This window comes from Ruegeria sp. BHSA118 (assembly GCF_059613405.1).
Window position 1 is genome coordinate 1 of record NZ_JBXWSM010000047.1, and the last position, 23,853, is coordinate 23,853.

A 23,853-nucleotide genomic window follows, 5' to 3' on the forward strand; every position below is an offset into this window, starting at 1 on the left:
GCCCGGTTTCAGACCGCGCTTGTCGTCATAACGCTGTTCGACGGCGTTCCATTCGCTCAGCGCGTCCTCGGACACTGTGACGCCGTGCTTGGGAAATTCGCCATAGCTGGGTGTGATCTGGCACTTTGAACAGATGCCGCGGCCCCCGCAGACCGAATCCAGATCCACCCCCAATTGACGGGCTGCCGTCAGAATTGGGGTGCCGACGGGGAAGTGCCCGCGTTTGCCGGACGGGGTAAAGACGACAAGAGGGTCGGTGGTCATCAGTGACATACCTTTTCATATTCGCGCGTATGCCGGGCAAGATATGGGTTTGAGCGAAAAGGGAAAGGCCATCAGCGGCACGATCTGCACAACGAGCGTCGTTTTCTTCCACTGCATCGACAACCAGAGCCAAAGAGTTGCCCCGAAGGGCTTTTCCTTTGGTTCAATCCATGTAATAGGGTCACCGCCAAACGGGCTTTTGCATGGGGTATTCAGATGCAGATTCGTGAGGCACTTACCTTTGACGACGTTCTCCTGGTTCCGGGCGCATCTTCCGTGCTGCCGGCAACGGCGGATACGACCACGCGTGTGACGCGCGAAATCACCATGAACATCCCTTTGCTGAGTTCGGCCATGGACACCGTGACCGAGGCGCGAATGGCCATTGCCATGGCTCAGGCGGGCGGCATCGGTGTCGTGCACAAGAACCTTTCGGTGGAACAACAGGCCCGCGAAGTCCGCCGGGTCAAGCGGTTTGAATCCGGTATTGTCTATAACCCGGTGACATTGCGGGTGGATCAGACATTGGCCGACGCCAATGCGCTGGTACAGCGCTACAACTTCACCGGTTTTCCGGTCGTCGACGAGCGGGGCCGCGTGGTGGGTATCCTGACCAACCGCGATATGCGTTTTGCGAACTCGGACGATACGCCGGTACACGCGATGATGACTTCGAAAAACCTGGCGATGCTACAGGAACCGGCCGATCTGGAAGAAGCCAAAAGCCTGATGCGGGCGCGCCGTATCGAAAAGCTGCTGGTCGTGGATGGTGAAGGCAAGCTGACCGGTCTTCTGACGCTGAAGGATACAGAACAGGCCGTTTTGAACCCGACCGCCTGCAAGGACCGCCTGGGTCGCCTGCGGGTCGCTGCGGCGACGTCGGTCGGGGATGCCGGGTTCGAAAGATCCGAGCAATTGGTGGATTCGGGTGTCGACATCATCGTCGTCGATACGGCGCATGGTCATTCTCAGGGCGTGTTGGACGCTGTAAAGCGGGTCAAGACCCTGTCGAACGAGGTTCAGATCATTGCCGGGAACGTCGCAACAGGAGAAGCGACCAAAGCCCTGATCGATGCTGGCGCCGACGCGATCAAGGTGGGTATCGGCCCGGGATCGATCTGTACCACACGGATGGTGGCGGGGGTTGGCGTCCCGCAGTTGACCGCGATCAGCGATTGTGCGGCGGCAGCGGGCGACGTTCCGGTCATTGCGGATGGTGGCATCAAGTTCTCGGGTGACTTTGCAAAGGCGATCGCGGCCGGGGCATCCTGTGCCATGGTCGGCTCGATGATTGCGGGCACCGACGAAAGCCCGGGCGAGGTGATCCTGTATCAGGGCCGTTCGTTCAAATCCTATCGCGGGATGGGCAGCCTGGGCGCAATGGCGCGCGGATCAGCCGATCGCTATTTCCAGAAAGATGCAGCCAATGACAAGCTGGTACCCGAAGGCATCGAAGGGCAGGTGCCCTACAAAGGTTCGGCCAGTGCCGTGATCCACCAGTTGGTTGGCGGCTTGCGCGCGGCGATGGGGTATACCGGCTGCGCCACCATTGAAGAGATGCGCAAGAACTGCAATTTCGTGAAAATTACCGGCGCCGGTCTGAAGGAAAGCCACGTGCACGATGTTCAGATCACCCGCGAAAGCCCGAACTACCGGGTCATGTAAAACATCCAGCAAGACACAAGGCGCCCGTGACCTGGTGCCTATCTGCCACCTGGATCGGCCAGCCGGGCCCATTTCCGCCGAGGTATTCCACAATGACACCCGCCGCCCGTGTTCAGGCCTCGATCGAAATTCTGGATGATATTCTGGCTGGCGCACCGGTCGAAAAAGCACTCACCGGCTGGGCGCGGCGCAGTCGCTTCGCCGGATCCAAGGATCGGGCAGCCATTCGCGATCACGTATTCGACGCGCTGCGACGCAAGCGTTCATATGCTGCGTTGGGAGGGTCCGATACCGGGCGCGGTTTGATGATCGGGGCGAACCGTGCGTCAGGCGGGGATCTGGCGGACCTGTTCACCGGCGACCGTCACGCTCCGATGCCGGTTCAGGAAACGGAAGCGGCGCGGGATTTCGCGTCCGAGGCCGAAAGATATGACATTCCGGAGTGGCTGTGGCCTCGGTTCGCTGACTCTCTGAAGGATGCCTTGGTTCCTTGCGTGATGTCATTGCAGAACCGGGCGCCCGTTCACCTGCGGGTCAACTTGCGAAAAACCGATCTGGGCGGGGCCATCGACGCCTTGAAGTCCGAAGGTGTGATCGCTCATCCGGTTCAGGTGTGCCAAACCGCCCTTGACGTGACAGAGGGGGCCCGGCGCATTGCCCAAAGCCAGGCCTATGCCCGGGGCCTGGTCGAGCTTCAGGACGCTGCAAGTCAGGCGGTCGTGGCCTCGCTGGATCTGCGGCCGGGGATGCGTGTTCTGGATTATTGCGCGGGTGGTGGCGGCAAGGCGCTGGCGCTTGCAGCGCACGAGGGCGTCGAAGTGTATGCACATGATGTGAATGCCAGCCGCATGAAGGACATTCCGACCCGGGCGGAACGAGCAGGCGCAAAGATAACCATCCTCAACTCGGATGATCTTTTAGGTGTTGATCCGTTTGATGTGGTTTTGGTTGATGCGCCGTGTTCTGGCAGCGGATCGTGGCGAAGGGCGCCAGCCGGGAAATGGGCCTTGACCGAAGATCGCTTGCGGGACCTCACCACCATTCAGGCCCGTATTCTATCGGACATTGCGCCTTTGGTGCATCCGGGCGGCCTGCTGGCTTACGCAACCTGTTCGGTTCTGAACGATGAAAACGGCGCGATCATAGACGATTTTCTGGATCATTTTTCCCAGTGGCGGGAAACCTTCCGGAAAACGTGGCACGTTACACACGAATCTGACGGGTTCTTTACGTCGCACTTGACGCGCTGAGCTTTCGACAAATAACAACCTTGGGTAGATTACTTCTTTCCGAACGCCGTTAAGCGGGAATTAACCAATTTTGGCCGTTATAGCCGATAACTTTGCGCCCGAGCCGTTTATGTCTGACACAGCAGAATTTTTTAGCGACCCATCTCTTGTCCACATGCCCTCGGCAACTCGTTTATGGTCGTTGGTGGCGGTGGCATTATCGATCAGCATTGCCCCCATGGTCGGATTGCTGCCACCGGATTGGACGATGGGCATGATGGTCGCGGGAATCTCGCTTTTGATTGTGGCATTATGCGTCGTGATCAAAGGCCAGATCGACGCCAGAAATGCGCAGCAAACCACTGCTGTCATGGCCGCGTTTGCAGAACAGGAAGAGTCACCTTTCCTGATCGCAAATGCCTATGGCGACATTCTGGCGTCCAACGCATCAGCGCGGGAACAGTTCGGCGCAGCAAAAGGAGCCAGCCTTGAATGCTGCTTCGGTTCAACATTCTCGACCCCTCAGGTGGTTTTGTTGAGGTTGCAATCTCTGGCCCGATCATTCGGTCGGGTCCGCGAAGACTGCGTGATCAGGGGAAACACAAACAGTGTAACCGTGTTTCAATTGGCTCCCGACGTTTTTTGCTGGCGGTTTCAACAGTCAGAACAGGAAAGCTGGCAGTCTCTCAACCTGCCGGTTCTGACCATCGGATGCGCAGATGATGTGGTGTGCCCGAATCCGGCGGCGAAAAAGTTGCTTGGGCTGCGTCCCGGTCGGGTTCGCGACATCTTCGGTGATGCTGCCCCCCGGATCGGAGCCTCAAACATTATCAAGTCACAGGACGAGATGATTCCGGTCGCTGTGACGGAACTTTCCCGTTCCAGCAAGGAACGAAGCCTTGGTTTGGTACCGCTCATTGAAACTCCGGCGCCCGGGGCCAGCACGTCTTTTGCAGATCTTCCGGTTCCGGTTCTCACCCTGTCTCCGGCGGGGGCCATTCTGAATGCCAACAGGCTGGCGAATAAGCTGCTTGGAAATGAAAACCTGGAAGGCACGAACATAGCCGACATCATGCGGGGGATGGGGCACCCCATTCTGGATTGGCTGGCGCGGACAGCCGCGCAAGAAGACGCGCAACGATCCGAGTTTCTTCAGTTGACCCGAAAAGACAAGGAAGTCTTCGTACAGGTCACGCTGAGCCGTGTCGTTGTCGATGGCAAGATCTGTCTGATCGCGGTTCTGAACGATGCGACCGAGCTGAAGACTTTGGAGGCTCAATTCGTCCAAGGGCAGAAGATGCAGGCTGTGGGTCAATTGGCCGGCGGGGTCGCACATGATTTCAACAACCTGCTGACGGCCATTTCCGGGCACTGCGATCTGCTATTGTTGCGTCACGATCAGAATGACCCGGATTATGGGGATCTGGTTCAGATCAATCAGAACGCCAACCGGGCCGCTGCGCTGGTCAGCCAGCTTCTGGCATTCTCGCGCAAACAGACTCTCAGGCCCGAAGTTCTGGATTTGCGTGACACGATCTCGGACCTCATTCACTTGTTGAACCGATTGGTGGGCGAGAAAGTTCTGCTGACCCTCAGCCATGATCCGGTGTTAAAGCCGGTCCGGGCGGACAAACGGCAGTTGGAACAGGTTTTGATGAACCTTGTCGTCAACGCGCGCGATGCCATGCCTGACGGGGGCGAGATTCGTATCGAGACCGAAGTGTTCAACCTGTCGCAACCGCTCAGCAGGGACAGGGCGACCGTCCAGCCCGGCGAATACGTTACGGTCAGGGTCATGGACAGCGGTGTGGGAATACCTGCCGACAAACTGCAAAAGGTTTTCGAGCCATTCTATACGACAAAGCGTACGGGCGAGGGCACAGGGCTTGGGCTTTCAACAGCGTATGGCATCGTCAAGCAGACGGGCGGTTTCATCTTTGTCGACAGCTCGGTGGGTCGAGGCACCGAATTCACTGTATTTCTGCCGGTTTGCGCCACGGTGGCAGAGGCTGAACAGGACACTCCGGCCCAGCCCGAAGCCCAAACCGCCCGGCAAGGAGAGGGCGTCGTGCTTTTGGTTGAAGACGAAGCGCCGGTCCGCGCCTTCGCAACCCGGGCCCTGCGCCTCAAGGGCTATACCGTGCTGGAGGCGGATTCAGCCGAGGAAGCCCTGCGGCTTCTGGAGGATCCGTCGTTGAACGTCGACGTATTCGTAACGGATGTGGTCATGCCCGGCATGGATGGGCCGACCTGGGTGCGCAAAGCTCGGGAAACGCGCCCGGACGCCCGCGTGGTCTTCGTATCGGGTTATACGGAAGGTGCATTTGGCGATTCAGAACCCGAGATCGCCAATTCTACCTTCCTGCCCAAGCCGTTTTCCCTCACCCAGTTGACCGAGGCGGTTTTCCAACAGCTGAACTGAGCACCCTACAAAGCTGCATCGTGGAGCGCGAATTCCTCTGCGTGTCTTTTTTGAAATTTCTGCCGTGTTTCGGGCGTCAGCGTCAGATCACCCGATGGTGATACATTCTCGTGCGGCAGGTCGATCTGCATATTCAGTCGCGCTTGCAGGAAGTCGAGAATTTTGCCCTGGTTTTCGTATTTGAAGATATGCGTGGCGCCGCGACCATTGCTGCGGGTACGGAAAAACTGGCTTTGGCTGCCCACATCGACAAAGTCCGGGCGCGGGTTTGTCATATAGGCCTGCACAAACGCATCGAAACTCATGTCGCGGGTCGAATGGACGTGACCGACCAGGTCGGCGCGGCTGCGAAATCGATACCAGCTGCCCAGCCAGTCAACGGGCTCGCGAACAACTGCCAGGATATCCATCTCGGTATCGTACATCTTCCGAAAAATGTTCTGGAAAAACCGATCATACCTGCGCACCGGAGCATGTTTGAGCTCGGTCGGGTGAGTGACAACGATATCAGCGCGATCCCGCAACGCCGTGTGATAAGCCGTGCTGCCGGTTTTCGGAACGGCTAGGAAGGCAAGGCGTTCCTCATAGAAAACAAGCATTTAATTGCTCCAATTGTCACCCGGCTATGCGCGCAGATTGTCGTAAACGACTCTTTAATACAATTGAAGAAGAGTAGATCCTGTAAGTTTTTATTGAAATGTTCTTCTTTTGGTCCCATAAGGAACAAGAGGCGAACAAAGCAGCGATTGCCGCCCGATCAAGGGTGTGACAAAAGGGAAGGCGACAGGACAATGGCGGATCTTCTGACAATGAGCGACAAGAAAAACGCAGACAAGCAAAAGGCGCTCGACAGCGCGCTGGCCCAGATCGAACGGCAGTTCGGCAAAGGCTCTATCATGAAGCTGGGCGAAGGCGCCAAACAGGACATCGACGCAAGTTCGACAGGCTCGCTCGGGCTGGATATTGCGTTGGGAATTGGTGGTCTGCCGATGGGGCGGATTGTTGAGATTTATGGCCCCGAAAGCTCGGGGAAGACGACGCTGACGCTGCATTGCATTGCAGAACAGCAGAAACGCGGCGGCGTCTGCGCCTTTGTCGACGCCGAGCACGCTCTGGACCCGCAATATGCGCGAAAGCTGGGTGTTGATCTGGATGAACTTCTGATCTCGCAGCCCGATACCGGAGAGCAGGCGCTGGAGATCACCGATACGCTGGTGCGCTCGGGCGCGGTCAACATGGTCGTGGTCGATTCGGTTGCGGCGCTGACGCCGAAATCCGAACTGGAAGGCGATATGGGTGACAGCAATGTTGGCGTTCAGGCCCGTCTGATGAGCCAGGCGATGCGGAAACTGACGGGTTCAATCAGCCGTTCGAACTGTATGGTGATCTTCATCAACCAGATCAGGATGAAAATCGGCGTGATGTTCGGCAGTCCCGAAACCACCACCGGCGGGAATGCACTGAAATTCTACAGCTCGGTCCGTCTGGATATCCGCCGCATCGGTGCGATTAAGGACCGGGACGAAGTTGTCGGCAACCAGACGCGCGTCAAGGTCGTCAAGAACAAGGTTGCACCCCCCTTCAAGCAGGTGGAATTCGACATCATGTATGGTGAAGGCATCAGCAAGATGGGCGAATTGCTGGATCTGGGTGTCAAAGCCGGTGTGGTCGAAAAGTCAGGGTCATGGTTCAGCTATGGCGACGAACGGATCGGGCAGGGGCGTGAGAACGCCAAACAATATCTGCGCGACAACAGTCGCATTGCCTTTGAGATCGAAGACAAGATTCGGGCGGCTCACGGGCTGGAGTTCGACATGCCTCCGGGCGCAGCCGAGGATGATGACATCCTTGAAGCCTGACGGTCGCTGACGGGGTGCGATACGTTCCCGGTCCGAGGTGTTGTGTTGAAAATACTATGAACAAGGCGGTCCCCCGGGCCGCCTTGTTTCGTTCGGAGACGCCTCTGCTGTGGACACTCGTTTGACAGGGGGATAAACCTGCGGAGACCAAGTTTTTTGTGCGCCGAGAGAGCCCTATGCCAACCCTGAACGACATCCGATCGACCTTTCTGAACTACTTTGAAAAACAGGGGCATGAGGTCGTGGCGTCCAGCCCGCTGGTGCCGCGCAACGACCCGACGCTGATGTTCGTCAATTCGGGCATGGTGCAGTTCAAGAACCTGTTCACCGGATTGGAAACACGTGACTACAAGCGCGCCACCACGGCGCAGAAATGTGTGCGTGCCGGTGGCAAGCACAACGATCTCGACAATGTGGGTTACACGGCGCGCCACCATACATTCTTCGAGATGTTGGGGAACTTCTCGTTCGGTGATTACTTCAAACACGAAGCGATCCCGTTCGCGTGGGAGTTGATCACCAAAGAATTTGGGATCGACAAGAACCGTCTGCTGACAACGGTCTATCATACCGATGACGAGGCGTTTGAAATCTGGAGAAAGGTCGGTGTACCCGAAGACCGGATCATCCGCATCGCCACCAGCGACAACTTCTGGCAGATGGGCCCGACCGGCCCCTGCGGCCCGTGTACCGAGATCTTTTATGACCATGGGGATCACATCTGGGGCGGCCCTCCGGGCTCTGCCGAGGAGGACGGCGATCGGTTCATTGAAATCTGGAACGTTGTCTTCATGCAAAACGAGCAGTTCGAAGACGGCTCGATGGTCGAACTCGACATGCAGTCGATCGATACGGGCATGGGGCTCGAGCGGATCGGTGCATTGTTGCAGGGCAGCCATGACAATTATGACACCGATCTGTTCAAGGCACTGATCGAGGCATCGGCCGATGCAACCGGCGTGGATCCTTACGGGGATCAGAACGTACACCACCGTGTGATCGCGGACCACCTGCGTTCGACTTCGTTCCTGATTGCTGATGGCGTGATGCCCAGCAATGACGGCCGCGGCTATGTTCTTCGCCGCATCATGCGTCGTGCGATGCGTCATGCGCATCTGTTGGGTGCCAAGGACCCGGTCATGCACCGGCTTGTCCCGTCCCTCGTTCAACAGATGGGCAGTCACTATGCCGAGTTGACCCAGGCACAGCCATTGATTGAAGAGACCTTGTTGCTTGAAGAAACACGTTTCAAGCAGACGCTGGACCGGGGGTTGAGGCTGTTGGACGATGAGGTGTCGGGTCTTTCCGAGGGTGCGCCGTTGTCCGGTGAAGCGGCATTCAAACTGTATGACACCTACGGTTTCCCACTGGACCTGACACAGGATGCGCTGCGTGAAAAAGGCCGGACAGTAGACACCGAAGGCTTTGAAACGGCGATGGCCGAACAAAAGGCCAAGGCGCGGGCTGCCTGGGCCGGGTCAGGTGAAGCTGCGGATCAGGCGGTTTGGTTCGATGTTCTGGACAGCGCCGGGGCGACCGACTTCCTTGGCTATGACACTGAGAAAGCCGAAGCTCAGGTTGCGGCACTGGTTGTCGACGGTGCCTTGGTTGACAAGATCGACGCAGGCAACAGCGGCTGGGTCGTGGTGAACCAGACGCCGTTCTATGGCGAAGCTGGTGGCCAGGTGGGCGATACTGGCGAGCTGCGGCGTCTTGAAGATCGCGATCACCTCGGCCGGGTGGAGGACACCAGAAAATTCGCCGATGGGAAGGTCTATGCACATAAGGTGACGGTTGTCAGCGGTGCCGTGTCAAAAGGCGATGCCGTCGAGCTGGAAGTCGATCATGCGCGCCGCACTGCAATCCGGGCCAATCACTCGGCCACCCACTTGCTGCATGAAGCACTGCGGGAAACGCTGGGCGACCATGTGGCGCAGCGCGGCTCGCTGAATGCGGCGGATCGTCTGCGGTTCGACTTCAGCCATTCCAAAGCGCTGAGCCTGAAGGAAGTCCAGAAGGTCGAACGGGAGGTGAACGACTTCATCCGCCAGAACTCGGTTGTCGAGACTCGGGTCATGACACCGGATGACGCGCGCAAGCTGGGCGCGCAGGCACTGTTTGGCGAAAAATACGGTGACGAGGTGCGAGTTGTCTCGATGGGCAAGGCGCCCACGGGCAAAGGCCATGATGGCGAAACCTGGTCGATCGAACTGTGCGGCGGCACCCATGTGCGTCAGACGGGTGATATCGGCACCTTTGTCATCCTGGGCGACAGCGCAAGCAGTGCCGGCGTACGCCGCATCGAGGCACTGACCGGGGATGAAGCGTTCCGTTACCTGTCGGCACAGGATCATCGCCTTGCGCAGTTGGCGTCGGAACTGAAGGCGCAGCCGGATGATGTGGTGGCACGCGTGAAAAGCCTGCTGGAGGAACGCAAGTCATTGCAGAACGAAGTGGCTCAACTGCGTCGAGATCTGGCGATGGCCGGCGGGAGCGGGCAGGGCGGCGGTGCCGAAGCGCGCGATGTGAACGGCGTGAAGTTCATAGCGCAGGCCCTCAGCGGCGTGTCCGGCAAGGATCTTCCGGCATTGATCGACGAACACAAGGCACGTCTTGGGTCGGGGGCGGTGCTGCTTATCGCGGATACCGGCGGCAAGGCCGCGGTTGCGGCTGGCGTCACCGAAGACCTGACAGGAACCGTTTCGGCGGTCGATCTGGTTAAGGCCGCCGTGGTGGAATTGGGCGGCAAGGGCGGCGGCGGCCGCCCGGACATGGCCCAGGGCGGTGGTCGGGATGTGTCGAACGCGGATTCGGCGATCAAGGCCGCAGTACAGGTTTTGGGAGGATAAGATGGCCGCACTCTGGATTGCACATGTGACGGTGACCGATGCCGAGGCGTATGGAAGATATGCCGAATTGGCCGGGCCAGCCATTGCCAAGCACGGGGGCACTTTCATCGCCCGTGCGGCGCGTTACGTTCAGTTGGAAGGCAAGGAACGGCCACGCAACGTTGTTGCCCGTTTCCCGTCGCTCGAAGCAGCTGTCGAATGCTATAACTCGGATGACTATCAAGAAGCATTGAGTCATGCGCGCGACGCCAGCGAACGTGAATTGGTTGTGGTTGAAATCACGGAGTGAACGACTGCATTCACGACGTGTAGCGCGGTTTGTCCGGTAAACGGGCAGCCAATAGGCAATCATTGGCTTATGCCACGATCGGTCAGGGCAACTCAGCCCGCTAACATGGGCTGAGTTTATTTTTTCATTATTTCAGTTGCTTATCAGGCCACGCTGTTGCGGATTCGCGCGATCGGCGCCTGAATTGTGGCCGCGCCACCCAAATTCTTGCGCAAAAAGGTCAGATTGACGGACGAATTTCCGCCCTTTTTCCCCTTCAACTTTTTAGGTGATTGCCTGGGCGGGATTGTTCGCGGATAGTTTCACGAATCGGAATGCGACCCTGTTTGACGTGCAATCGTGCGAAGAACATCGGATTGGGGTACAGGCATGAAACACTTCACAAATCTGGCCATACGGTTTGGTGCAAGACTGCTGCCGCTTTCTGTGCGGGCCTTCAGCATCGGTTTTTTGGGCGTCTGCACAATCGCCATCGCCCCCGTCGCGCATGCGTCCGGGAACGGGTTTATCCCAAGTGTCGCGGCCTCTCCGCCGCCATCAGGGGCGGCCAACCTGTGCGCTGAATACAAATGGGCCTGTGCCAAAAAAAGCTCCGTATCCCTGTCCAGCCAGCAAGAACTGAAGGTTGTCGAACAGATAAATCGGCGCGTGAACAGATCGACGCGAGAAGTCACCGACCAATCCCAGTACAAGATGACCGAGCGTTGGGCGCTTCCAACAGCCAGGGGCGGCGATTGCGAAGACTTCGCGCTGTTGAAGAAAAGAGATTTGATCCATGCCGGGGTCGATCCAAGTAAACTGTTGATCGCTACGGTTCTGGACACGCGCCGGGTGCCTCATGCGGTGCTGGTGTATCGCTCTTCCAACGGTGATTTGGTTTTGGACAACCTCACAAACCGTATCAAACCCTGGACGGCAACGCGGTACCTGTTTCTTCGCATGCAAGACCCGAACCGGCCTGGACGTTGGGTTGGTGTTTACGGGCATAGCTGAGGTAAACTGGAAATCTTTTTGAGAAACTGAATACCGGTGCAATCGACTCTTGCACCGGTATTTTTGCTTCCAAATCAGAACGTTTCGCCGCCGCCTTCGTTCTCGCCGCCGCCTTCGTTCTCGCCGCCGCCTTCGTTTTCACCGCCGCCTTCGTTCTCGCCGCCGCCTTCGTTTTCGCCGCCACCTTCGTTTTCGCCGCCACCTTCGTTTTCGCCGCCGCCTTCGTTTTCGCCGCCGCCTTCGTTTTCACCACCACCTTCGTTTTCGCCGCCAGTGCCGCCACTTTCACCGCCAGTGCCACCACCGCCGTCTCCAGCGCCAGTGGTGCCAGCTCCACTGCCTGAACCGCCGCCGCCACCGAAAGCCGGGCTGCTGTCGACAGTCTCATCAGACGGCCCATCTCCGGACCGCTGATCACTTGCGCCGATCGATGCCGTTGGAAAATCAGAAAGCAAGTCTGCAAGTGGTGTGCATTCAGCTCCGACACGCGCCAAAATTTGATCGAAATCGTGCCGGCGTTGAATGTATCGGATCATGCCCGATGTCACAGCGTCGCACTCGCATAATACCTGTGCGGATGCTGCGGATTGTCTGGCTGTTTGAACGGTACATGTTCCGGCTGCGAAAGCTTCGCCCGCGGGCGAAAACAAAAACGTCGTAGCGACAAAAAACAGCGGGATATTGCGGGACCGGATACCCATTTGGAACTCCTCGAAACTCGATACTTTACTACGTGTTCATATGAACCACCGAAGCGAAGGTGTTTATGAACGACGTCACACAACTGGCATATTTTCACCTTAAACGGGTCTCAATCACAATATGTGGATCGAGGGAGTGGGGGAAAATAAATGCAACCTAAGGAAGAAACTCCCCTGTTTTCAGAAGAAAACCGGGCGTAGTGCCCGGTTGTCCATTTTTCATCTTTTGTTCATTTGGACGCAAAATTGCCACACTTGGGCAATTGTTTCTGATCGCGACGGCGGTCTGCCCGGAAAATCAGGCCGACTTGGCCATCCGCTTGCGCTCGTGCGGGTCGAGAAAACGCTTGCGCAAGCGCACCGCGTTCGGGGTGACTTCGACCAGTTCATCGTCGTCAATATAGGCAATTGCCTCTTCCAGCGAGAACTGAACATGTGGCGTCAGACGAACCGCGTCGTCCGAGCCACTGGCGCGTACGTTTGTCAGTTTCTTGCCCTTCAGCGGGTTCACTTCCAGATCATTGTCACGAGAATGCTCGCCAATCACCATACCTTGATAGACATCCGTTTGAGGTCCGACAAACATCCGGCCACGCTCCTCGAGGTTCCACAGAGCATAAGCGACGGCCTGACCGTTCTCCATCGAGATCAGAACCCCAGCCCGGCGGCCCGGGATCGGGCCTTTGTGCGGTGCCCAGTCATGGAACACGCGGTTCAGAACGCCTGTGCCACGGGTATCGGTCAGGAATTCGCCGTGATAACCGATCAGGCCACGGGACGGTACATGCGCGATGATGCGGGTCTTGCCTGCACCTGCGGGGCGCATCTCGACCAACTCACCTTTGCGCGCGCCGGTGATCTTTTCGATCACGGCACCCGAGTATTCATCGTCTACGTCAATGGTGACTTCTTCGATCGGTTCCAGCCGCTGGCTGTTTTCCTCGCGGAACAGAACCTGCGGGCGCGAGATGCTGAGTTCGAACCCTTCGCGACGCATGTTCTCGATCAAAACACCCATCTGCAATTCGCCACGGCCGGCGACCTCGAAAGCCTCGCCGCCGGGTGTGTCGGTGACGCGAATCGCGACATTCGATTCGGCTTCTTTCATCAGACGATCACGGATGACGCGTGACTGAACTTTCTTGCCGTCACGACCGGCCAACGGTGAATCGTTGATACCAAAAGTTACGGTGATCGTCGGCGGGTCGATGGGTTGTGCAGGCAGGGCTTCTTCGACCTGCGGAGCAACCAGAGAATCCGCCACGGTGGCTTTGCTCATGCCCGCGATGGTGACGATGTCACCGGCTTCGGCCACATCGATAGGCTGCTGTGCCAGCCCGCGGAATGCCAATATTTTTGAGGCGCGAAAGTTTTCGATCACCGATCCGTCACGACTCAGGGCCTTCAGGCTGTCGCCAGCCTTCAATGTGCCGCTTTCCACACGACCGGTCAGAATGCGGCCGATGAAAGGATCGCTGCCCAAAGTGGTGGCCAGCATCCGGAACGGCTCGCTCTTATGCGCGACCTGTTTCGGGGCGGGAACGTGATCGACGATCAGATCAAACAGCGCGCTCAGGTCCTTGCGGGGGCCGTCCAGCTCCATATCCGCCCAGCCTGAACGACCTGAGGCATACATGGAAGGGAAATCCAGCTGATCATCATCGGCACCGAGGTTTGCGAACAGATCAAAACATTCATCCAGTGCGCGGTCAGGTTCCGCATCCGGTTTGTCGACCTTGTTCAGAACCACAATCGGCCGCAGGCCCAGCGCCAACGCCTTCGACGTCACGAACTTGGTCTGCGGCATCGGGCCTTCGGCGGCGTCAACCAGCAGGACTACACCATCGACCATGCTGAGGATACGCTCGACCTCACCACCGAAATCGGCGTGGCCCGGCGTGTCGACGATGTTGATGCGTGTGTCTTTCCATTCGACCGAAGTTGCCTTGGCCAGAATGGTGATGCCACGCTCGCGCTCCAGATCGTTGCTGTCCATGGCGCGTTCCGCCACGGCCTGGTTTTCCCGGAACGCGCCGGATTGTTTGAGCAGCTCATCCACCAGGGTCGTCTTGCCGTGGTCCACGTGAGCGATGATTGCGATATTGCGCAGGTCCATGAGAGGTCAGCCTTTGAACGGGAAGTTGCCGCGCGCATAGCGCGGCGCGACAAAATATACCAGCCCTAACCGTGGATCAGTGACCGGCAGTCTTGGAAAAGAGGTGAATGATCAGGATTCCGGACAGAATCAACGTCAATCCCAGTATCGCAGGCCAATCCAGCCTTTGCCCGAACACGATGAATCCGATCACGGCGATCAGAAAGATGCCCAGACCGGACCAGATTGCATAAACGATACCGACAGGCATGTATCTCAGAGTCAGCGCCATGAGGTAAAATGCGACTCCGTACCCCACGACCACAAGGACGGACGGCCAGAACCGCGTGAATTGTTGACTGGCCTGCAAGGCCGTGGTGCCAATGGTTTCCGCAACAACAGCCAGCATCAGATACAGATACGCTTGGGGCATTTTGATCCTCGAAACAGGAAAGATACCCCGCGTTGAGCATGAAACCGAAGGAGTGGGCAAGGCAATTTTGGTTCTGAAGATGGAAGAAAACCACCTGAGGTCAGGTATACCTGACTATTCAGAGAATCGAATTAGTGTAATGTTCTCAGCGTATTTTAGGATTTGTTATTGAGTATTGAGTTATGACGACATTTTCGAAATCCGTAATATTTGCTGCGGGTCTGATAGTGGTGATTGGGTGGCTTGCTGACGGGGGGTCCGTCGAAGTTGAAGCAGCCAACATGGTTCAACAGTTTGATGGTAGTAGTGTTTTTTAAATACCACGTAGAGCTTAGCAGGGAAAAAGGAGCCGTCGGGCTCCTTTTTTCTTTTCTGCCTAGGGGTGTACAGTCTCGACGCTTTGGAAGTGTGCTGCCAGTTGCGGTTGCAGCCAATCCCACAGCCGAGGAGAACCTGCTGTAATCGCAGGCTGCACGCGCGCCTCAAGCTGGGCATATGTAACCTTGTAATCGACCCACGACCCGCCACCTGTTTCCAGATTGGCGACAGGTGTCTGAAAACGATCAACGGCTTTGGCGAACCTGGCGTCCGGGCTGTCTGCCGCTTCAAATTCCTGCCACAGGGTTGTGAAGGTGTTGCATTGCGTGTCGGGCAGCAGCCCGAACAAACGTTTGGCCGCCGCTTGTTCCTTGGCTGCTTGCGCTGCGTGATCGACTTGCCCGTGGATCGGATTGTCGCCGGCGTCGATTTCGACGATATCGTGCAGCAACAACATCTGAAGGACCCTATCAACAGTGATCCCTATAGGCGCATTTTCAGCCAGGACCCAAGCATAGAGCATGATGTGCCACGAGTGTTCTGCCGAGTTTTCGAAACGATCACCCGCCATCAGCCGCGAGGCACGCAGAACGGACTTCAGCTGATCAGCTTCGGTCAGAAACGCCAGCCGTTGCGTAAACGCGTTGGCTTGCGTATCTGCACCAGCCAGAAGGTTTGCGGCGTGCTCGTAGGCCAGTGGAAATACCTGTTCCAGATAGGCGGCGCGACCGCCTTCGAGATTTGAACGCGCTATGTCCACGTGATCCGGATCGGGGTTCGGGGCACACAGAACCTGAAACAGTGGCTGACAACGATCCAGAACCTTTGCAAACCGGGCGTCAGCGGTCTGGTCCTCTTCAAATTCACGCCAGAGAGCGTGAAACACATCGGCCTGATCCTTTGGCAACAGTCCAAACAGCTCTTTGGTTGCGGCTTGCTCGGCCTTGGCAACCGAGGTCCAATCGGTCTCAAGGTGAATTGGGTGGTCGCCGACAACGATCTCTACCAGGTCATGCAGCAATAGCATGCGTATGACCCGATCAATCGAAACATCCGGCCCTGCCAACGGGGCCATGACCAGGGCCCACAAGGCCAGATGCCAGCTGTGTTCTGCCGAATTTTCGGGTCTCGACTGGTCAAGCAGGACATTTGCCCGCTCGACCATTTTCAGTTCATCGGCCCGTTTCAGAAACGCGATCTGCGCCGACATACGGTCGGTCATTGCTTTTCGATCGCTTTTTGCTTTGCACGATGCGCAGACAAGCGTTTGATCACAAACTGCCTGGCTTTCCGTTCCGCCAACCGAACACGAATTTCCGTCAGAAACGCCTCTTCCAGTGACTGAGACGCGGCCCCCAGCACTTCACCAACTTCGACAAAGAACCTGTCTTCGCCCGTCTCATCCATAACCTTCATCGTATCTTCGGCCAGTTTGGCGGCAAGAGATGTGATGGTGTCGGACATCAGCGGGTGTTCTCGGTCAGGCGGCGTTTCACATAGTCGCTGACATTGGTGATCAGCGTGTCCATGTGACGATCCTGAAAGAAGTGATCGGCACCTTCCACTTCGGTGTGCGTGATGGTGATGCCCTTCTGCTCGTGCAGCTTGTTCACCAACGAGGTCGTGTCAGCCGGAGGCGCCACCCTGTCAGCCGTGCCGTTGATGATCAGGCCGGAAGACGGGCAGGGGGCAAGGAACGAAAAGTCATACATGTTTGCGGGGGGCGACACACTGATGAACCCCGTGATTTCGGGGCGGCGCATCAGCAGTTGCATACCGATCCACGCACCGAACGAGAAACCTGCGACCCAGCAGTGTTTCGAATTGTTGTTCATCGATTGCAGGTAATCCAGCGCCGACGCCGCATCGCTCAACTCGCCCACGCCCTGATCATACTCGCCCTGGCTGCGACCGACGCCGCGGAAGTTAAAGCGCAACACGGTGAAGCCCATGTTGTAGAAGGCATAGTGCAGATTGTAGACCACCTTGTTGTTCATGGTCCCGCCGAACTGAGGGTGCGGGTGAAGCACGATGGCGATCGGTGCGTCTTTTTCCTTTTGCGGGTGGTAACGGCCTTCCAGGCGGCCTTCGGGTCCGGGAAAAATCACCTCGGGCATGTGTGCTTTGGTCCTGTCTTTTTCGTGCCGATGCCCGGATATACTTGACGATAATCGTCGGACACCTTAGAACGGTTCTAATTACATTGCTTGGCGCATACCAGCGCTGTCAGTCGGAGATACGCACTGGCAACGTCGGCGTCAATGATTTCGCGCAAATCCTGCTAAAAGGGGACAAGGAATGAAGCTGTCGACCAAAGGGCGTTACGCAATGGTCGCCCTGGCGGATATTGCGCTCCAGCCGACGGAACGATTGGTGACGCTCGGGGAAATCTCCGAGAGGCAGGACATTTCGTTGCCATATCTCGAGCAGCTCTTCGTCAAACTGCGCCGGGCGGACTTGGTGTCCTCCGTGCGGGGGCCCGGCGGCGGGTATCGACTGGCACGCCCGGCATCGGAAATTCGTGTCGTTGAAATTCTGGCGGCCGTGGACGAAACCGTTGATGCGCTGCAAAAAGGGGCCGGAGCGTCCGGCGCCTCGTCCGGCAGCCGCGCACAATCGTTGACCAATCGGCTTTGGGAAAGTCTCAGCGCGCATGTCTATGTGTTCCTGCATCAAACCCGTTTGTCAGATGTGATCAAGAACGACCTCGCCCCGTGCCCGGCAGTGCCGAGCCTGTTTTCTGTTGTAGATGATTGATCTGAACGGGCGGGATATGAAATGAAGTCTGTCGGCAAAAAGATGTATCCATGAAACGTGTTTATCTGGATCACAATGCAACAACGCCGCTGCGTCCCGAAGTGAGGGACGCGATGATCGCGGCCATGGATGTCTGCGGCAACCCCTCGTCGGTTCATGCCGAAGGTCGGGCCGCCAAAGCTCTGATCGAGCGTGCACGGGCTCAGGTTGCATCTGCCTTTGGGGCGGATGGGGCGGATATCGTCTTTACATCGGGTTCAACCGAAGGTGCGGCGCTGGCATTGTCGGGGCGCCAGTTGCACGGCGCAGCGATTGAGCATGACGCGGTAAGAGCCTGGATCAAAGAGGATCTTTCGGTTTCCGAGTCCGGAGATGTGCAGGTAACCGCGCCTGAAATGTCGACGTTGCAACTGGCAAACTCTGAGACAGGGATTGTTCAAACACTGCCGTCTGGTCTGGCCGTGACAGACGCCACACAGGCTTTTGGCAAGCTGCCCGCCGCGTTCAACTGGATGAATGCCCAGATGGCCCTGGTCTCTGCGCATAAACTGGGCGGTCCAAAGGGGGTCGGTGCAGTTGTGATGCAACGCGGAACCGATCTGGCGGCGAAGATCAAGGGGGGCGGCCAGGAAATGGGCCGCAGGTCAGGAACCGAAAATGTCATTGGTATCGCGGGGTTCGGCGCCGCAGCTGAAGCTGCGATGCGGGACCTGGCCAATGGCGTTTGGGAGCAGATCGAAGAATTTAGAAATATTCTAGAAAACGCTCTTGAGGCCGCTGTAAAATCACCTATTTTTGTCGGGAAAGGGCGGCGACGCCTGCCGAACACCCTGTGTTTTGCTGCGCCCGGTTGGAAGGGTGAAACCCAGGTCATGCAGATGGACCTGTCGGGTTTTGCCGTCAGTGCGGGCTCTGCCTGTTCCAGCGGCAAGGTTCGTTCCAGCGCGGTGCTTACCGCCATGGGATTTGACGAGGAAGCGGCCAGCAGCGCAATCCGCGTATCGCTGGGACCTCGGACAACGGAAGAAGATGTGCTGCGTTTCGCCGAAACGTGGCTTGAGAAAGAGAAAAAGCATCGCGCGCGCGCCGCGTGATCTGACGGAGGGTAAGTTATGGCCGCTTTGGACCAGACCCAGGTGAAAGAGGGTGTCGATCAGGAAACCGTGGATGCGGTGCGCGAGGTCGGGACCTATAAATACGGTTGGGACACGGACATTGAAATGGAGTACGCGCCGAAAGGTGTGAACCCGGACATCGTCCGTCTGATCTCGGAAAAGAATGAAGAACCGGAATGGATGACCGAGTGGCGTCTGGCCGCGTTTGAACGCTGGACCAAGATGGAAGAACCGAAATGGGCCATGGTCACTTATCCAAAGATCGATTTTCAGGACCAGTATTACTATGCGCGTCCGAAATCGATGGAAGAGAAACCCAAATCGTTGGACGATGTCGACCCCAAGCTGCTGGCCACATACGAAAAGCTTGGTATCCCTCTGAAAGAACAGATGATTCTGGCCGGCGTTGATGGTGCTGAGGATGCTCCGGCCGAGGGCCGAAAGGTTGCAGTTGACGCGGTGTTTGACTCGGTGTCCGTCGGCACGACCTTTCAGGCCGAACTGAAAAAGGCCGGTGTGATCTTCTGTTCGATTTCAGAAGCGATCAAGGAACATCCTGAGCTGGTCAAGAAGTATCTGGGCACTGTGGTTCCGGTGTCGGACAACTTTTATGCGACTTTGAACTCGGCCGTGTTTTCGGATGGGTCCTTCGTCTACATTCCGCCCGGTGTCCGCTGCCCGATGGAGCTGAGCACCTATTTCCGCATCAACGCCGAAAACACCGGTCAGTTCGAGCGCACGCTGATCATCGCCGACAAAGGCTCGTACGTGTCCTATTTGGAAGGCTGCACCGCGCCCCAGCGCGACACCGCGCAGTTACACGCGGCTGTGGTCGAGATCATTGTCGAGGAAGACGCCGAGGTGAAATACTCGACCGTTCAGAACTGGTTCCCGGGTGATGAGAACGGCAAGGGCGGCATCTACAACTTCGTGACCAAGCGCGCCGATTGCCGGGGCGACCGGTCCAAGGTGATGTGGACGCAGGTCGAAACCGGCTCGGCCGTGACGTGGAAATACCCGTCCTGCATCCTGCGCGGCAATGAAAGCCAAGGCGAGTTCTACTCGATCGCGATTGCCAACAACTATCAGCAGGCCGATACCGGCACCAAGATGGTTCATCTGGGCAAGAACACCAAGTCGCGCATCGTGTCCAAGGGCATCAGTGCGGGCAAGGCGCAAAACACCTATCGTGGTCTGGTCTCGATGCACCCGAAGGCCAAGGACAGCCGCAACTATACCCAGTGTGACAGTTTGCTGATCGGCGACAAATGCGGCGCGCATACGGTTCCGTATATCGAGGTCAAGAACAACTCCTCCCGTGTTGAGCATGAGGCGACGACGTCCAAGGTTGATGACGATCAGCTGTTCTATTGCCGTCAGCGCGGCATGGATGAAGAAGAGGCCGTGGCTTTGGTGGTCAACGGCTTCTGTAAGGACGTTCTGCAAGCACTGCCGATGGAGTTCGCCATGGAAGCGCAGCAACTGGTGGCAATCTCGCTGGAAGGGTCGGTTGGCTGATGACGCGGACGTCACGAAGCGGCATCCGGAAAGAAGACGTGCTGACCTGGCTGGGTTACGCGTTGCCGGTTCTTGGCGGTCTGCTGGGTATGGCTTACGTCAACACCAACCACATGGAATTCATCAACCCGGTATGGGCGGTTGGCGGAGGGGCGATCCTGGGTTGGATCGTTGCGCGTCTGATCCGCAAATTACTGGGATAAAAAGGTTTCGGGGGCCCGGTGCCCCCTGCGATACGCAAAAGGATAAAAAATGCTGGAAATCAAGAATCTGCACGTGAAACTTGAAGAAGAAGACAAGCAGATCCTAAAGGGTGTGGACCTGACGGTTGAAGCCGGCAAGGTACACGCGATCATGGGGCCGAACGGGTCAGGCAAGTCAACACTCAGCTACGTGCTGTCGGGCCGCGATGGGTACGAAGTGACCGAGGGTTCTGCCACGCTGGATGGCGAGGACCTGCTGGAGATGGAACCGGAAGAGCGCGCCGCTGCCGGCGTGTTTCTGGCGTTCCAGTACCCGGTCGAAATTCCGGGCGTGGGCAACATGACCTTCCTGCGCACCGCCGTGAATGCACAGCGCAAGGCGCGGGGTGAGGACGAGCTGTCCGCCGCGGATTTCCTCAAGGAAGTGCGTGCCAAGGCCAAGACCCTGAAGATCGACGCGGATATGCTCAAGCGTCCGGTCAATGTGGGCTTCTCGGGCGGTGAGAAAAAGCGCAATGAGATCCTGCAAATGGCCATGCTGGAACCCAAGATGTGCATCATGGACGAAACCGACTCGGGTTTGGATGTGGATGCGATGAAACTGGTCGCCGAAGGTGTGAATGCCCTGCGCGATGAAGGTCGCGGTTTCCTGGTCATCACCCATTATCAGCGCCTGCTGGATCACATCAAACCTGACGTCGTGCACATCATGGCCGATGGCCGCATTGTCAAAACCGGAGGCCCGGATCTGGCGCTTGAGGTTGAAAACAACGGTTATGCCGACATTCTTGCCGAGGTGAACTGATGGCCTTGCCCGAAGTCAAACAATCCGCGACCGAGGCCCGGCTGTCTGCCTTGACCATGCCCGACGCGGGATGCACCCGCGCCGCGCGCGAAGACGCGCTGGCGCGTGTTTTGGAATCCGGTCTGCCTGGACGGCGTGACGAATATTGGAAATACACTCAACCGGACACTCTGGTTTCACCAGACGCGCCTCCGGCGGCGGTGTTTGCCGATGACGAGCCGCTGATGTTCAGCGGGCTCAACCGGCTGAATATCGTCTTCGTGGACGGTGAATTCAGCGCCGAAGAGTCTGACGACCTGACGCTGGAAGGCGTGACCATCGACCGGCTCGAAGATATCTGCTGCAAGGACATTCATTGGGCGAAAGACCTGTATGGCGTGCTTGAGACGCGCGGTCAGTCTCCGGTCCAGCGCCCGTTGGCGGCGCTGAATACGGCCTTTGCGTCGGATGGTGTGGCCATTCATGTCACCGGCAAACCGTCCAAACCGATCAACCTGATCTATCGTCATGCGTCGCCGACCTCTGATGCGATCCTGCACCACGTTGTTCGCGTGGAAAGCGGGGCCGAGGCCACTATTCTGGAAACCGGCCCGGCTGCGTCACGCTTCAACAAGTGCATGGAGATCGACATCGCCGACAAGGGCACGCTGCATCACGTGCGTGCGCAGGGCAGGGACCATGAACGCCGGGCCGCGACCCATATGTTCACCCGTCTGGGCACGGAATCGGTATATAAATCTTTCACTTTGACCGTGAATGGCGTGCTGACCCGCAATGAGCAGGTCGTCGAGCTGACAGGCGATGACGCGGTCGCCCATGTGGCCGGGGCCTGTGTGGGCGATGGTGACTTTCATCATGACGACACGGTCTTCATCACCCATGACGCGGTAAACTGTGAAAGCCGTCAGGTGTTCAAGAAAGTTCTGCGCAACGGGGCGACCGGCGTATTTCAGGGCAAGATCCTCGTGAAGGAAGGCGCCCAAAAGACCGACGGTTACCAGATCAGCCAATCGCTGCTTCTGGATGATGACAGCCAGTTCCTCGCCAAGCCCGAGCTTGAGATCTATGCTGATGACGTGGCGTGTTCGCATGGCTCGACCTCGGGTGCGATCGACGAAACCGCGCTGTTCTATCTGCGGTCCCGTGGCGTGCCGGTCAAAGATGCGACCAACATGCTGACTTTGGCCTTTCTTGCCGAAGCGGTGGATGAGATCGAAGACAGCGCCTTGGCGGAAGAGATCGTAAGCCGTCTGGAAGGGTGGCTGGCGCGTCGTGGCTGATGGCTGTCTCGTCTGACATATTGGCCACATACCGGGGGCCGGGGCGCGTGGTGCGCCGGCTTCTTGAAATGGGTCAGCGGGAAGACAGGGCGCTGGTGTTTGTCATGGCCTTTTGCGTGGTGGCCTTTGTCGCGCAAATGCCCAGCCTTGCCCGCAAAGCGCACATTGAAGGCGTTGAGCTGAACATGCTTCTGGGCGGCGCCTTGCTGGGGTCGGTGTTCATATTGCCTTTGTTTTTCTACTCGTTGGCGCTGGTTTCCTATTGGGCGGCGCGGATGGCGGGCGGGCAGGGTTCGGCCTATGGCGCACGGCTGGCCCTGTTCTGGGCGTTGTTGGCATCCGCCCCCCTGGTCTTGTTAAATGGTCTGGTTGCCGGGTTCATCGGGCCCGGGCCCGCTTTGACAATTGTGGGCATCGCCTGGGTTGCCGTTTTTGTCTGGTTCTGGTTATCCGGTCTGAGACAAGTACAAAGGTCCGCTGCATGACTATCAATTCCCTTGGCGCTCTGGCGGTTCTGACGATCAGAAGCCCCGACCAAGCCGCACGCCAGCTATTGTCCCTGAAACCGGGGCGGGAAGGGTTGTGGTTGGCCTTTGCGCTGGCAGTGGTTTTGAACTGTCTCGTGCAGTTGGGAATCGATTTGTCGGTCCCCGTGCCGCAGGGTCAAATCGCACCGCCTCCTGAAAGTATCCCCGTTGTTTTGCTGCGATCCGCCGGAGCAATGCTGCTGAGCATCCTCGCGTTTTTCGTCGTCGGAAAAGCGATAGGCGGCAAAGCAAGCTTTGACGATCTGATGGTTTTGACAGTGTGGTTGCAGTTCCTGCAAATCGTGGCCTTGGTCATGACCCTGGTCCTAAGCCTGACGATGCCGTTTCTGATGATGATGATGCTGTTCGCGACGGCGATCCTGAGCCTTTACATCACGCTTCATTTCCTGAACGAAGCGCATCAATTCGGATCCCTTTGGAAGTCCTTCGCCGTAATTCTGTTGTCAGCCCTGATTGCGGTTCCCTTCGTCCTGTATTTAACACCGGCCGCGCCTGTCTAGGAAAACAGTA

General features: G+C 57.6%; 22 protein-coding genes and 1 pseudogene. 15 read left to right on the plus strand and 8 right to left on the minus strand.

Going from position 1 to position 23,853, the window contains the following annotated elements:
- Nucleotides 1–264 (minus strand): annotated as a pseudogene (locus AC2FNN_RS14435) (ASKHA domain-containing protein); the annotation flags it as partial.
- A gap of 216 nt (nt 265–480) precedes the next feature.
- On the opposite strand from AC2FNN_RS14435, the gene guaB reads away from it, so the two are divergent.
- The 3 genes from guaB (at nt 481) to AC2FNN_RS14450 (ending at nt 5,580) form a co-directional block, all read left to right on the plus strand.
- Entirely contained in the window at nt 481–1,929 is a 1,449-nt protein-coding gene (gene guaB / locus AC2FNN_RS14440) for an IMP dehydrogenase (RefSeq protein WP_496759234.1), read from the plus strand.
- Nucleotides 1,930–2,021: 92 nt separating this feature from the next.
- Nucleotides 2,022–3,179 (plus strand): RsmB/NOP family class I SAM-dependent RNA methyltransferase, encoded by a 1,158-nt coding sequence (locus AC2FNN_RS14445; protein ID WP_496759235.1) that lies wholly within the window; start codon nt 2,022–2,024, stop codon nt 3,177–3,179.
- A 217-nt stretch (nt 3,180–3,396) separates the two neighbouring features.
- Nucleotides 3,397–5,580, plus strand: coding sequence for an ATP-binding protein (locus tag AC2FNN_RS14450; protein ID WP_496759236.1), 2,184 nt, complete (start codon nt 3,397–3,399; stop codon nt 5,578–5,580).
- Nucleotides 5,581–5,585: 5 nt separating this feature from the next.
- Here AC2FNN_RS14450 and AC2FNN_RS14455 read toward each other — a convergent pair whose 3' ends face one another.
- Nucleotides 5,586–6,179 carry a gamma-glutamyl kinase gene (locus tag AC2FNN_RS14455; RefSeq protein WP_496759237.1) on the minus strand — a complete coding sequence of 198 codons (594 nt, stop codon included), beginning with the start codon at nt 6,177–6,179 and terminating at the stop codon, nt 5,586–5,588.
- Nucleotides 6,180–6,371: 192 nt separating this feature from the next.
- Here AC2FNN_RS14455 and recA point away from each other — a divergent pair, with 192 nt between their 5' ends.
- The 4 genes from recA (at nt 6,372) to AC2FNN_RS14475 (ending at nt 11,570) form a co-directional block, all read left to right on the plus strand.
- Nucleotides 6,372–7,439, plus strand: coding sequence for a recombinase RecA (recA, locus tag AC2FNN_RS14460; RefSeq protein WP_171632372.1), 1,068 nt, complete (start codon nt 6,372–6,374; stop codon nt 7,437–7,439).
- Nucleotides 7,440–7,615: 176 nt separating this feature from the next.
- Nucleotides 7,616–10,288, plus strand: coding sequence for an alanine--tRNA ligase (alaS, locus tag AC2FNN_RS14465; protein ID WP_496759238.1), 2,673 nt, complete (start codon nt 7,616–7,618; stop codon nt 10,286–10,288).
- 1 nt (nt 10,289) lies between these two features.
- Entirely contained in the window at nt 10,290–10,577 is a 288-nt protein-coding gene (locus AC2FNN_RS14470; protein ID WP_496759239.1) for a DUF1330 domain-containing protein, read from the plus strand.
- Nucleotides 10,578–10,946: 369 nt separating this feature from the next.
- Entirely contained in the window at nt 10,947–11,570 is a 624-nt protein-coding gene (locus AC2FNN_RS14475) for a transglutaminase-like cysteine peptidase (RefSeq protein WP_496759240.1), read from the plus strand.
- A 74-nt stretch (nt 11,571–11,644) separates the two neighbouring features.
- On the opposite strand, the gene AC2FNN_RS14480 is transcribed toward AC2FNN_RS14475, so the two are convergent.
- The 6 genes from AC2FNN_RS14480 to AC2FNN_RS14505 form a co-directional block, all read right to left on the minus strand.
- Complete coding sequence (locus tag AC2FNN_RS14480) at nt 11,645–12,106, minus strand: hypothetical protein (protein ID WP_496759241.1); 462 nt, start codon at nt 12,104–12,106, stop codon at nt 11,645–11,647.
- A 463-nt stretch (nt 12,107–12,569) separates the two neighbouring features.
- A complete protein-coding gene (gene typA, locus AC2FNN_RS14485; protein WP_496759242.1) occupies nt 12,570–14,387 on the minus strand; it encodes a translational GTPase TypA in 1,818 nt (605 codons plus the stop codon).
- A gap of 76 nt (nt 14,388–14,463) precedes the next feature.
- A complete protein-coding gene (locus AC2FNN_RS14490) occupies nt 14,464–14,799 on the minus strand; it encodes a DMT family transporter (RefSeq protein ID WP_496759243.1) in 336 nt (111 codons plus the stop codon).
- 376 nt (nt 14,800–15,175) lie between these two features.
- Nucleotides 15,176–16,339 carry an HD domain-containing protein gene (locus tag AC2FNN_RS14495; protein WP_496759244.1) on the minus strand — a complete coding sequence of 388 codons (1,164 nt, stop codon included), beginning with the start codon at nt 16,337–16,339 and terminating at the stop codon, nt 15,176–15,178.
- Complete coding sequence (locus AC2FNN_RS14500) at nt 16,336–16,581, minus strand: hypothetical protein (protein WP_152458018.1); 246 nt, start codon at nt 16,579–16,581, stop codon at nt 16,336–16,338. The genes AC2FNN_RS14495 and AC2FNN_RS14500 overlap by 4 nt, the downstream gene beginning before the upstream one ends.
- On the minus strand, nt 16,581–17,234 hold the full coding sequence (locus tag AC2FNN_RS14505) for an alpha/beta hydrolase (RefSeq protein WP_152458017.1): 654 nt from the start codon (nt 17,232–17,234) through the stop codon (nt 16,581–16,583). The genes AC2FNN_RS14500 and AC2FNN_RS14505 overlap by 1 nt, the downstream gene beginning before the upstream one ends.
- A gap of 181 nt (nt 17,235–17,415) precedes the next feature.
- Here AC2FNN_RS14505 and iscR point away from each other — a divergent pair, with 181 nt between their 5' ends.
- The 8 genes from iscR to AC2FNN_RS14545 are packed head-to-tail and all read left to right on the plus strand — an operon-like array spanning nt 17,416 to nt 23,843.
- Nucleotides 17,416–17,874, plus strand: a complete 459-nt coding sequence (iscR, locus tag AC2FNN_RS14510; protein WP_496759245.1) for a Fe-S cluster assembly transcriptional regulator IscR — start codon at nt 17,416–17,418, stop codon at nt 17,872–17,874.
- A 50-nt stretch (nt 17,875–17,924) separates the two neighbouring features.
- Complete coding sequence (locus AC2FNN_RS14515; protein ID WP_496759246.1) at nt 17,925–18,968, plus strand: cysteine desulfurase family protein; 1,044 nt, start codon at nt 17,925–17,927, stop codon at nt 18,966–18,968.
- A gap of 18 nt (nt 18,969–18,986) precedes the next feature.
- Entirely contained in the window at nt 18,987–20,507 is a 1,521-nt protein-coding gene (gene sufB / locus AC2FNN_RS14520; RefSeq protein WP_496759247.1) for a Fe-S cluster assembly protein SufB, read from the plus strand.
- Nucleotides 20,507–20,710 (plus strand): hypothetical protein, encoded by a 204-nt coding sequence (locus tag AC2FNN_RS14525; RefSeq protein WP_496759248.1) that lies wholly within the window; start codon nt 20,507–20,509, stop codon nt 20,708–20,710. The genes sufB and AC2FNN_RS14525 overlap by 1 nt, the downstream gene beginning before the upstream one ends.
- Nucleotides 20,711–20,759: 49 nt before the next feature.
- Entirely contained in the window at nt 20,760–21,515 is a 756-nt protein-coding gene (sufC, locus tag AC2FNN_RS14530) for a Fe-S cluster assembly ATPase SufC (RefSeq protein ID WP_152458012.1), read from the plus strand.
- A complete protein-coding gene (locus AC2FNN_RS14535; protein ID WP_496759249.1) occupies nt 21,515–22,795 on the plus strand; it encodes a SufB/SufD family protein in 1,281 nt (426 codons plus the stop codon). Before sufC ends, AC2FNN_RS14535 begins: the two co-directional genes overlap by 1 nt.
- Nucleotides 22,795–23,280, plus strand: a complete 486-nt coding sequence (locus tag AC2FNN_RS14540) for a YIP1 family protein (RefSeq protein WP_496759250.1) — start codon at nt 22,795–22,797, stop codon at nt 23,278–23,280. Before AC2FNN_RS14535 ends, AC2FNN_RS14540 begins: the two co-directional genes overlap by 1 nt.
- Nucleotides 23,277–23,843 (plus strand): YIP1 family protein, encoded by a 567-nt coding sequence (locus AC2FNN_RS14545; protein ID WP_171168083.1) that lies wholly within the window; start codon nt 23,277–23,279, stop codon nt 23,841–23,843. Before AC2FNN_RS14540 ends, AC2FNN_RS14545 begins: the two co-directional genes overlap by 4 nt.
- The last annotated feature ends 10 nt before the right edge of the window (nt 23,844–23,853 follow it).

What these genes read in the sequence shown, in the direction of transcription:
- guaB (WP_496759234.1), top strand. Translation starts at nt 481, where the DNA reads ATGCAGATTCGTGAGGCACTTACCTTTGACGACGTTCTCCTGGTTCCG.
- AC2FNN_RS14445 (WP_496759235.1), top strand. Translation starts at nt 2,022, where the DNA reads ATGACACCCGCCGCCCGTGTTCAGGCCTCGATCGAAATTCTGGATGAT.
- AC2FNN_RS14450 (WP_496759236.1), top strand. Translation starts at nt 3,397, where the DNA reads ATGGTCGGATTGCTGCCACCGGATTGGACGATGGGCATGATGGTCGCG.
- AC2FNN_RS14455 (WP_496759237.1), bottom strand. Translation starts at nt 6,179, where the DNA reads ATGCTTGTTTTCTATGAGGAACGCCTTGCCTTCCTAGCCGTTCCGAAA.
- recA (WP_171632372.1), top strand. Translation starts at nt 6,372, where the DNA reads ATGGCGGATCTTCTGACAATGAGCGACAAGAAAAACGCAGACAAGCAA.
- alaS (WP_496759238.1), top strand. Translation starts at nt 7,616, where the DNA reads ATGCCAACCCTGAACGACATCCGATCGACCTTTCTGAACTACTTTGAA.
- AC2FNN_RS14470 (WP_496759239.1), top strand. Translation starts at nt 10,290, where the DNA reads ATGGCCGCACTCTGGATTGCACATGTGACGGTGACCGATGCCGAGGCG.
- AC2FNN_RS14475 (WP_496759240.1), top strand. Translation starts at nt 10,947, where the DNA reads ATGAAACACTTCACAAATCTGGCCATACGGTTTGGTGCAAGACTGCTG.
- AC2FNN_RS14480 (WP_496759241.1), bottom strand. Translation starts at nt 12,106, where the DNA reads ATGATCCGATACATTCAACGCCGGCACGATTTCGATCAAATTTTGGCG.
- typA (WP_496759242.1), bottom strand. Translation starts at nt 14,387, where the DNA reads ATGGACCTGCGCAATATCGCAATCATCGCTCACGTGGACCACGGCAAG.
- AC2FNN_RS14490 (WP_496759243.1), bottom strand. Translation starts at nt 14,799, where the DNA reads ATGCCCCAAGCGTATCTGTATCTGATGCTGGCTGTTGTTGCGGAAACC.
- AC2FNN_RS14495 (WP_496759244.1), bottom strand. Translation starts at nt 16,339, where the DNA reads ATGACCGACCGTATGTCGGCGCAGATCGCGTTTCTGAAACGGGCCGAT.
- AC2FNN_RS14500 (WP_152458018.1), bottom strand. Translation starts at nt 16,581, where the DNA reads ATGTCCGACACCATCACATCTCTTGCCGCCAAACTGGCCGAAGATACG.
- AC2FNN_RS14505 (WP_152458017.1), bottom strand. Translation starts at nt 17,234, where the DNA reads ATGCCCGAGGTGATTTTTCCCGGACCCGAAGGCCGCCTGGAAGGCCGT.
- iscR (WP_496759245.1), top strand. Translation starts at nt 17,416, where the DNA reads ATGAAGCTGTCGACCAAAGGGCGTTACGCAATGGTCGCCCTGGCGGAT.
- AC2FNN_RS14515 (WP_496759246.1), top strand. Translation starts at nt 17,925, where the DNA reads ATGAAACGTGTTTATCTGGATCACAATGCAACAACGCCGCTGCGTCCC.
- sufB (WP_496759247.1), top strand. Translation starts at nt 18,987, where the DNA reads ATGGCCGCTTTGGACCAGACCCAGGTGAAAGAGGGTGTCGATCAGGAA.
- AC2FNN_RS14525 (WP_496759248.1), top strand. Translation starts at nt 20,507, where the DNA reads ATGACGCGGACGTCACGAAGCGGCATCCGGAAAGAAGACGTGCTGACC.
- sufC (WP_152458012.1), top strand. Translation starts at nt 20,760, where the DNA reads ATGCTGGAAATCAAGAATCTGCACGTGAAACTTGAAGAAGAAGACAAG.
- AC2FNN_RS14535 (WP_496759249.1), top strand. Translation starts at nt 21,515, where the DNA reads ATGGCCTTGCCCGAAGTCAAACAATCCGCGACCGAGGCCCGGCTGTCT.
- AC2FNN_RS14540 (WP_496759250.1), top strand. Translation starts at nt 22,795, where the DNA reads ATGGCTGTCTCGTCTGACATATTGGCCACATACCGGGGGCCGGGGCGC.
- AC2FNN_RS14545 (WP_171168083.1), top strand. Translation starts at nt 23,277, where the DNA reads ATGACTATCAATTCCCTTGGCGCTCTGGCGGTTCTGACGATCAGAAGC.